A 9,746-nucleotide genomic window follows, 5' to 3' on the forward strand; every position below is an offset into this window, starting at 1 on the left:
CCTTCACGCCCTGCGTGCTGTCCGCCGGGCGGCGGAATCGGTCGGGGCCTGCCACGCCATCAGCGCCTCCCCGGACGGTCGCGCATACCGACTCGGGGTTCGCATCGAGGTGTGCCCGCTCATTCGCGTCGGCGTCGGAGTCGACGCCCCTTCCTCGACCACACGGGTCAGCCGGGAGTGGTGCAGCTGATTCAGGCTGAACGGGCCATGCGCGAAGTCGGTCGTGTGGTATCCGAACAGTTCCAGCGCACGCCGATACGACTTCCTCCGCAATGCGAAGGGATGGGTAACAGGCATGATCACAAAGTGTTTCGTCGTGCAATCGGTCAGGAATACCGACCCACGCCTGCGGCCGATGAGCAGCCGCGGTAACAGCCGGGCAGTCCCGGTCTGCCGGGCGATCACATCTTTGGCGCCGCCCGTGCGGGTGATCGTTTCACACCGGTTCGCCGTATCCAGATCCGCGACGTCGAACGGTAGCAACTCCTCGGCATGACCGGGGGTCTCATACATCATCGTCTACAGCACCTTCTCCCACAGCGGAACAGCGGCCGCCGGCAGCCCGGCCCCGAGCACACCCACATCCGAATCGACGCCCAAATCACGCACGATCGGGTTCAGCGCCACGACATACCCACGGCGCGTATTGTTGAGCCGGATCCAGTTGATCGGTCGCCCCCGGCCGGAGCGCTATACAAGCAGATTTCTTATGCGGCTGTCTCGCCGCATTTCATTCCGGTCCCATCTGCCCTCTGAGGAACCCGTCGTCGGGGTTGAGCCAGCCGGCAACGGCCTTCCAGTCTTCCGGCGTCATCCGAGGTGTTACGTTATCCCCGGGCTCCGGGCATCTCACATGATGCTTCCGATAGCGGTCATGTTGGGTGATGAAAACACGACCGCACCGTGGGCACGGTACTTTCATTTCCTCGTCCAATCGATATCACGCGTGGCGTCGACGTCGATCGAGCTTCGATAGAGATAATGAAGTGGGCACTTCTTCGGGCCCACTTCTCGGCCTTGCCAGCGTCGTTGCTGACCGATCTCATCGACGCCACAACGAAAAACTTGTTCTACTCTGAACATCCAACGTTGGAGCTGTCCGTGCTGAAGGGCGCACCATACGGGGTCGCAGCCCATCACTCACTGAACCGAGCGCTTCTCGCAGTTGATTCTGCAGTCCGGCAACGTCTTACAATCGGACGGTTCGGGTGTGAGATCAGGTTATTACTCGTCCGATCCTGCTTCCTCCCTCGGGTAGCCGTAGGCGTTGTGCGCTTATTTCGGTCAGCATCTCGGTGTATCCTTCGAGGGCCTGGGCGAGTTGCGACCAGGCGCGGTGCCTGGTGCTCGCGTCTCGCGAATGCAGGACAATCCACCATGCATCGGCAGATGACATTGCGATATGACTGATAATCTCCCCGAGAGAGTGTGTATGCATGCGGGCGCAGTTCACACGCGACAGATTTTCTATCGCCCAGGCGTCTACTTCGCCTACTATGCGATCGATCTCGGCTCGCGCTTCATCATCATCGGCCTCCGACCGCCTGGACATCGGCCGGAGCCTGTGTCTGAGCAGTTCAGCGTGGAGGTCGGCGAGGTCACGGGCCCATTTCGTCAATGCCTCATCACCCTCGGGCTGCCCACAAACAGCCTGTAGTAGACCGTGGGGGTCGGGCAAGGGCACCTTCGACGCCGATATTCTGCCGCGTGGCCGGGCTCCTTCGGAGACAGCGTCTGCCGGGTCGATCGACGCTCGGGCGTGACTCTTCGACGCAACCATCGAAGAGAGGTGGCCTCGCAGTTCCGCATGTTGGGGTAGTGACATGTTCCGCTCCTCTCGATGCTAAAACGTTTTTTCAATGGAAGAATCCGGCGCCGAGATTGGATCGTGAAGCGGCCGCGGCCGGTGGCTAGGAGGGATCGATTCCTACACGGCCCGCCGCGAGAGCGGCGTCCCACACTCTGTTGGACCGCACCGTATCGAGACGATAGTCGGTCACCCGGGTGTCGAACAGCCGAGCACCGATACGCCTGGCCGCCTGTACGGGATCATTGGGATCGTGCACGATCTCGCCGCGGCTGTTCCCGTTTCCGACCACGACTCCACACAGCTCTTGGTTGAGATATCGGGTCAATTCCTGGAACTGCGCGATGACCCCAGAGGTAGCGCCGACATATGACTCTTCACACGAAATCAGGACAGCAACTTTCTTGTGCATGACGCCCTCGACCACCCGCTCCTGCAACGGTGAACTGTTGGCGGTATAGCAGAACAAGCGGTCGAACACCGTCTTCAGCCTCCCCGGCATACCGTAGAAGTACAGCGGCATTGCAAATATCAGCCCGTCGGCCGGGATAATCTGCTCGAGGAGAAGTTTCTCGTAGTTGTCGTCGAGTGAACACATTCGATCTTCAGGCCGCCGACACTGCCGGCAGTTGTCGAGCAGGCGGTCCACATGCTCACTCAGGAACACGTGGCGCACGTCGTGGCCGGCCTCTCGAGCGCCGTCGATCGCAGCGTCGGCCAATACGTGAGAGTTCCCGTCCTCCCGAGGGCTGGCGCTGATGATCAATACTCGCATCGAGCAATCTCCAATCTGATAAAACGCTTTTTCAAAGTATGACTCGAGAATGAGGGGTTTTCAAGAGGAAATCGTTATACGTACATAGTACGTTGAGTTGACCGGCGGATCTTCAGCTCCGTCGGGATTATTATTCGTGTTTTCTCGAGGGGTTCGTCCGCCAATGCCTTCACCAGCAGCGAAACAGCGCTGCTACCGATCTTGCGTGGATGGCACATCAGCCCTGTGAGTTCGGGTGTGGTCAGTCCGAAGGTGCTGCTGTCGACGCAGCTACACAGGCCCAGATCCTCGGGTACCCGGAGGCCGCGCCGGCTGCATTCGTGCAGCAGGTCGAGAGCGATATCCTCGGACCCGGCGTAGATCGCGTCCGGTGGTGTCTCGGAGTTCAGCAGATCGTCCAGCGCTTGTGCCGACGATGTCTGCGATCCGGTCTCGACCACGCGGGGCACGACGCCATGCTCCAGTGCCCACTGCTGATATCCGTCGACGACATCGCGAGTGTAGGACCGCGCCCTGTCGGTGATCATGGCTGCCGGATTTCGGTAGCCCTGTGACCAGAAATGATCGAGAACTTCGATAGCTGCGGATCGATGGTCATTGTCCACTACATAGGCGTCTTCACGCGCACCAGCGGTTCGGCCCGCGGTCACCACCGGATGGTCTTTGGTCCAGCCCGGGTCCAGCATCCCCTCATCACCGTGTGGGTCGACGATTATGGCACCATCGACCGCAAAAGCACTGATTGAATGTGGTCCGACACCGGGCGGCGTGAGAATCAGCGCGTAACCCTGCCGCTCCGCCTCTTCGGAAGCGCCGTTCAGTACCTCGAGGAAGTATTCTGAATTGGGTATCAGGATGCTCGAGCGGCTGACAGCATCGAACGGCGCGACCTGTATCGCGATTGTCCTACTTCTGTTGGTGACCAACTGCTGCGCGTGCACATTGGCTTTGTAGCCCAGCTCCGCAGCGACGGTGAGCACACGCCGACGGGTTTGCTCTCCGATACGGCCCTGGTTACTGAGTGCGTGGGACACCGTTGTCAACGAAACGCCCGCGGCGGCGGCGACATCATGTATGGTTACGGCCATTTCACTCCCTTTCCGGCCCTCACATGATGCCACCTTCGCCGACCGGTGGTTCAGTCCGAACGTTCCGCGTTGGTCAAGACACCAGGACCGAGGACGTCGGCCGGCTCTGGGAATATCCGCAGGGCGAGCGGGTAGAGGACAGCGGCAACTCCTCCTGCCACGAGGAATCCGGCATCCATCCCGCCCAGGAGGCGCGAGCCCGGGGCCGAGAACCATTGATTGTTCGCGAAGAGCAGGCCGGCTGCCACGGAGAGCAACCATACGGTGAGCGCCACGTAGTTGAGGCCGCCGGTGAACCAGTAGATGCCTCCCTTCTGCCGCCGGTTGAAGACTTGGAGATCATCCGTGTTGTAGTAACCGCGGCGGCGGAAGTGGCCGATCGTCAGGATGATGATCCAGGGCGTCGAGGTGCAGGCGAGTAGCGCGAGAAACACCACGACACCGTCGGCGAGCACGGCATAGAAGTGGCCGACGTATACGAGTGCGGTCGCAAAAACGCATGCCAGCAGGGTCGCTTGGACACGGTTGAGCCGGGGAATGATGGCCGATGTATCCAAGCCTGTGCCGTAGGTGTTGATGACAGCCTGGGCGGTGCCTGATGCCAGGCCGATGTAGATCAGGGCGGGCACGAACCAGATCGGTGTTGCGTTGGTCAAGGCCATGACATAGGAAGTTCCCGCCTCGGGCGCCTGGGCCGAGAACAGTGCTACAGAACTGAAGACTCCCCACATGAATGGGCCGCCGAGCCCGAACAATCCACCGATGAATATTGCACGTAACAGCGATCTGTCACCGTGTTCCCTTGGGGAAATATGACGAGTCCAGTCGCCGGTGTATGGCCCGTACGAAGCAACGGTCGAGGCGCATAGCAATGCCGACAGCAACCATGCGGCCGGGGCTGATCCCAGTTCATAGATCCCTGTCCCGGGATAGCCGAGATCGAAATCTCCGCCATAGACGAACAGACCGACGATCAGACAGGTACCCGCGGTCGGGATCATAACTTTCTGGCAAAATACCATGCTGAAGTGCCCGAATACCGAAATCGTAGTGACTACGATGGCCAGCACGCCGTAGGCCATCAACCTTATCGGTTCGGTATTCCCCAGTCCGAAGAATCGGGTCAGCGCTCCCGCCAGGGCGTCTCCGCCGGTCCAGATGCTCAGTGCGGCGAAGGTTACCGACGCCGTCGCCTCGAGCACTGAGCCGATGAGCCTGCCACCGACTCCGAAGAACGCGCCGCTGGATACGGGGTTGTTGGTGCCGGTGCGGGGGCCCAGCAGCCCGGTGGGTGCCAATAATGCAGCTCCGAAGGCAGAGCCGACGACGACCGCGCTCGCCGCTTGCCACCAGCTCAACCCGAAACTGATCGGAAACCAGCCGATGATGATCAGACCGAAGGTCAATGATCCGCCGAACAGGATAGTGCTCAGGTTGCGCGGTGAGGAGTGGCGTTCCTCTTCGGGAATGTATTCCGTGCCGTGCTTCTCGACTCCGCCGAATCGGGCCGGCCGCCTGCCGGGGACCGATGGCGGAAGTACTGCCTCTGGCTGCCTCGCCGCGGATCGATCATTCATCGCGGGAGTCCTCTCTTCTTGATCTATCGGGTGAGCCATCGAAACGGCTCCAGATGACGTTCATCCAGATCCACGGATGCCTCAGGGTGCCACTGCAGCCCCAAAAGCCCGGGGGCCTCGACTGCCTCGATGACGCCGTCATCGGCCCATGCCGTGGGTACAAGCACGGTCCCCGGATCTCGGATGGCCTGGTGGTGGTGGGAACTGACGAGCTCGAGTCCCGACAGAATACGGTCTACGTGCGTACCCGATTCGGATTTGATCTGATGCTGTCGCTTGGCGTAACCGCGATCGTGATTTTCATCGAAATGGTTCATAAAACCTTCCGATGGTAGATCCTGCACCAGCGTTCCTCCCGTGGCCACCGCGAGCATCTGAGCGCCACGGCAGATTCCGAGGATCCGGCGGTCACTGCGGATCATTATTTCGATCGCGATCATTTCCATTTTGTCGCGAGGTCTGTCTATAGAATCGAGTGTGGTGCGTTGTTTCTCTCCGTACAGAGACGGATGGATATCGCCACCGCCGGAGAGCAGTAGGGAGTCGATTCCCCGCAGCACGTCCTCGATATGGTCGACACCAGAAATGCTGGTCGGAATAATAAGGGGTGTTCCCCCGGCTCGCTGTACCGCATTCACGTAGCTGGCCACGATCTCGGGCCGTTCGGTCGGGCCGACGGTGATACCGATGACGCTCACAGGTTCAGGAGGTAGGTCGTGCGCTCGAAGTCTGTGACCTCAGCGTGGCTGGCTTCCCACTCGTCGCGCTTCATTTCGCTGTAGTCGCGAATGAAGGCTTCGTGAAACACCTCATAGGTCAGCGGGTCACGTTCGAATGCCTCTACTGCGTCGAGTAGCGTGCGGGGAAGAACATCGATTTCACTGTTGGTGTATGACAGGCTGTCCTTTGCCTCACCCGGATCGATTCCCTCACGTATTCCTTCCAGGCCGGCAGCGAGCATATAAGCTGCTGTCAGATGGGTGTTGGCCGCGGAGTCGACGGATCGGTTCTCGATAGCGGGCCGATTCGCCGGAAGGCGCAGCATGCACGACCTATTGTTGTGGCCGTAGCTGATTCTGGTGGGTGCCCATGAGTAATTTCCATCCGCCAGTTTAGGTACCAGACGTCGATACGAGTTCGTGGTCGGGTTGGAAAGGGCAGCCAAGGCTTTGGCGTGTTTCAGGATTCCTCCCGCGAAATGCAATGCCTCTTTGCGCCAGCCATTGTTGCCGGTTCCGGCCTTGAAGACATTTTCGCCGGTGTCGTACTGCTCCAGGCTCATGTTGAAGTGCGCTCCGGATCCCCAGACGTCAGCGAATGGCTTGGGCATGAAGGTGGCGACCAGGCCACTTTCTTTTGCAGCCTGCCGAACCAGAAGCCGAAAAAGCGTCATCCGGTCGGCAGAGGCGAGGACCTCTGCGTGGTCGAAGTCGAACTCGTATTGTCCCTCCCCGCCTTCGGCATCGAAACTGAACAGCCCGAAATCGAGTTCCTTCATGTAGGTGGTCACACGGTGAAGGAAGGGCATCGCGTCCAGTGATGCCTCGACATCGTAGGCGGGAGACGGTTTGATCTCCCCACTCAAAGCAATTGGAGTCAGCCGCGTGCTACCGGATTCGAGCGACTCGGGCCGGAACACATAGAATTCGGGTTCGATTCCGAGCTGACAGCGGAAGCCCATGTCCACAGCGTTCCCGATCTGCCGTTTGAGGATCGATCGTGGACACAGCGCGAACGGCTCTCGCCCTCCGAGCGACATGTCGGCGAGCATCCAGGCGAACCGGCGATCCCAGGGCAGAACCTTGAGGGTGGATACGTCTGCGATTCCGACCACCTCGTCTTCGATGGGGTTCATCCGGCCGATCCCGCCCATACCACGAGGGGTGTAGCGCTCCGATCCCGCGACCAGATTCGGCAGGTGATCGATCGGGACGACCTTCGACTTGGGGCGCCCGAGTACGTCGATCCACGAACCGACCGCATACTGAACCCCATTCCTACTCAACTCTGCGGCGAGTTCGCTGTGATCGGATGAGATCCCATGGACTGTGTCCATTTTTATTTTCCTATCGTTCCCATTTGTTCCGTCATTTACGGAGAGCTGTGCTGGCGGTGATAAATGGCTGTAGAGGAGCGCGGGCCAAGCCTGCCCCGATCTGTCCTCCATGTCGTCCCGCGATCCCGATGTCCATGACCGGTGCGATGCTGGTCTCGGTCACCGCGTGCACATCGATACCCGTCGGACTTCCACGGAAGCCCAGAAACGGCAGCTTGAACAGATCACTTTCGCCGTGAGTGATCCGATACATCTGCTGATTGTTATGGATCATCCCCTCGACGCCACCCTGATAATCCTGCAGCGAAAACGCCGACACCTGGGCGAACGCCCCCAGCCCGCAAACCTCGGTAATTATGCTTTCCCCACCCATGAATTGGGCATCCTCGATCCGGTAACCAGGCTGAAGCTTATACTCCTGGAGCCACGGAAGTGGTCCCGTGAACCAGCGGTCACCCAACCCGGAGACCTGGATTCCGAATTGCCTGCATGAGAACCCCATCGCTGTCACAATCGACGATCCGGTGAAATCGGCGAGGCGACTCGACATAACTTTGGCGGCTGCCATGGCAGGACGCAAGAAAAAGTAGTCACCTGCGGTCAAGTAGGCCAAGAGATCGTTCACCGAACTGCCGGCGTAATGGAGTGACGAAGCGATTTCCCGCAAGAAAAGCAGTGACGCCGCGGCGTTCCTACTGTGCAGTTCATCTCCTTGCCTGAGTGCGCGCTGCATGATCGGCAGCAGGCGAATGCCGCCGGACGCACGGACAATTCGCCCGAGAGCCGGCCCGATAACCTCGGCCAGAAAATGCAGATTGGTGTCTACTGCGTCCGACCAAACCCCGTAGTTCAAACGAGCCGATGCTTCACCTTCGAACAAGGTACAGAAGGCGCGATTACCATCAGCGCGATCTTCGACTACCACCATGGGCATCGAGGCACTGGTCACCCCGGCAAGAGACCCGACACAACCGTAATCCTGACAGCCGGCCACCTCGACCGACCCGGAGTCGAGAAGATCTTCAGCAGCAGCAAGATCAGCAGCAAGGCCTTCGTAGACAACCGCTCCCAGAATCGCAGTGCGTTGTCCACCGAAATACTCCGGCCACGGCATAGTCGGTCCCGACGCCAGTATGAGATTTGGATGCATACCGGGTACAACCTCGATTGCCGGCGCCACATCGGCCAGGACCGGGTCGGTACCGGCCAGGTTTTCAAGGGCCGCCCGATTGGCGGCGGCGGATGGTGCATCCATGAGTTGACGCATCGAGACTCTCCTTCGAGTATGCAAAGCGCTCTCACAACGTTCGGGGTTGCGGTGGGGTCACGCGCCATGTATTGGCAACATGCCCGAACGGGTCGAGTTGCTAAAACGCTTTTGCATAGGGTGCACATCACACCGCAACTTTGTCAATAGTGGATTTCCCGGCCCGGGTGCCGCACGTTCCGCCACCAGGGCGCCTTTCGAAGTGGCCTATAGAGTCGGCGCCCCGAAGCGATGCCACGCCCACCACCAATGGCTTCATGAAAGACATTGCCCGCCTTGGCAGATAGGTGAGATCGCCAGTCGGTGGGCTCAACGATCAAGCCATTCGGAAACCGAACCGGAGGCCTGGAGAGGACAGTGGCGGCGATGGGGCGCGCGGACCCGACCGACGCTCGATGGGGCGGTCGGAGACCCGCGCCGTCCCGCAACAGGAAGACCGGCCACCCACCGACATGGGCGACGGAATCGGTTTGTGCACCCGGGTTCGCTGCCCCTGGCATGCCATCGCCCACCACGACGGGTTGCGGCCGGCAATCCCGGGGCCGTTCCTTCGCACGCCGGTGATCCTGCGAATATCGCGAATCTCCCCTGGCCCGCCGGCCGGATCGGGTTGGCCGGTCGGCATCAACTCCACGATTCTGCGAGCTCATCAGCGCCCCGTCGAGGCCCGCCCGCCGCGCCGCAACCCAAGCGGCCAATCCGAACCATCGACCGGTCCCGGTGGACACGACGCCAACGACCACGCATCTGCCGATTTCGAGACAGGTGGACAGGAAGCTTACGTTTGGTCGGCGAGGGCCACTTCCTGCTCATGAGCGTGCTACTCACCGCCGGTCAAGTCGGCGATCACCCGCAAGAAATGGCGGTACTCGACCGGATCGACGCACCCCACCGCGACCGCGGGGATCGCCGGGTCCGGGGATTCACCGACGCGGCGCAGAGCCGCCAGGAGCAGTTCCGCAAGAGGCTCTAGATGTGATACCGCCCACAACGTTATATAGCGGAATTGACCTTTGTCCAGCCTGTTGCCGACCGTTTAGTCTCGGCTTCGTCGCCCACCGCACTGGTGGTCCGGCGGGATCCGATCAAGCAGGCCTTGTGGGTCGCATTGGCGGGCTTCGTCTGATTTTCGCGCGTTGCGCAGAGGTCGCCGCAGACCCTTGCCCTGTAGGTAAC

8 protein-coding genes are annotated in these 9,746 nt (G+C 60.3%); 1 reads left to right on the plus strand and 7 read right to left on the minus strand.

Annotated features, from left to right (window positions below):
• Nucleotides 1–3: 3 nt before the first annotated feature.
• The 7 genes from ON38_RS27225 to ON38_RS27260 form a co-directional block, all read right to left on the minus strand.
• Nucleotides 4–516: a site-specific integrase gene (locus ON38_RS27225; RefSeq protein WP_051165242.1), complete on the minus strand. Its 513-nt coding sequence runs from the start codon at nucleotides 514–516 to the stop codon at nucleotides 4–6.
• A 1,394-nt stretch (nucleotides 517–1,910) separates the two neighbouring features.
• Complete coding sequence (locus ON38_RS27235) at nucleotides 1,911–2,582, minus strand: flavodoxin family protein (protein WP_039827885.1); 672 nt, start codon at nucleotides 2,580–2,582, stop codon at nucleotides 1,911–1,913.
• A 74-nt stretch (nucleotides 2,583–2,656) separates the two neighbouring features.
• The gene (locus ON38_RS27240; RefSeq protein ID WP_039827886.1) at nucleotides 2,657–3,670 is read right to left on the minus strand and encodes a LacI family DNA-binding transcriptional regulator; all 1,014 of its coding nucleotides are present in this window, start codon (nucleotides 3,668–3,670) and stop codon (nucleotides 2,657–2,659) included.
• Nucleotides 3,671–3,720: 50 nt separating this feature from the next.
• On the minus strand, nucleotides 3,721–5,247 hold the full coding sequence (locus ON38_RS27245; protein ID WP_157181935.1) for a purine-cytosine permease family protein: 1,527 nt from the start codon (nucleotides 5,245–5,247) through the stop codon (nucleotides 3,721–3,723).
• 23 nt (nucleotides 5,248–5,270) lie between these two features.
• Nucleotides 5,271–5,945: a gamma-glutamyl-gamma-aminobutyrate hydrolase family protein gene (locus ON38_RS27250; RefSeq protein ID WP_051165247.1), complete on the minus strand. Its 675-nt coding sequence runs from the start codon at nucleotides 5,943–5,945 to the stop codon at nucleotides 5,271–5,273.
• Nucleotides 5,942–7,303, minus strand: a complete 1,362-nt coding sequence (locus ON38_RS27255; protein WP_039827887.1) for a glutamine synthetase family protein — start codon at nucleotides 7,301–7,303, stop codon at nucleotides 5,942–5,944. The genes ON38_RS27250 and ON38_RS27255 overlap by 4 nt, the downstream gene beginning before the upstream one ends.
• 31 nt (nucleotides 7,304–7,334) lie before the next feature.
• Entirely contained in the window at nucleotides 7,335–8,570 is a 1,236-nt protein-coding gene (locus tag ON38_RS27260; RefSeq protein WP_039827888.1) for a YlbE family protein, read from the minus strand.
• Nucleotides 8,571–9,354: 784 nt separating this feature from the next.
• Here ON38_RS27260 and ON38_RS27265 point away from each other — a divergent pair.
• The gene (locus tag ON38_RS27265; RefSeq protein ID WP_039827889.1) at nucleotides 9,355–9,543 is read left to right on the plus strand and encodes a hypothetical protein; all 189 of its coding nucleotides are present in this window, start codon (nucleotides 9,355–9,357) and stop codon (nucleotides 9,541–9,543) included.
• The last annotated feature ends 203 nt before the right edge of the window (nucleotides 9,544–9,746 follow it).

This window comes from Nocardia testacea NBRC 100365 (genome assembly GCF_000308775.1).
Classification (GTDB): Bacteria; Actinomycetota; Actinomycetes; order Mycobacteriales; family Mycobacteriaceae; genus Nocardia; species Nocardia testacea.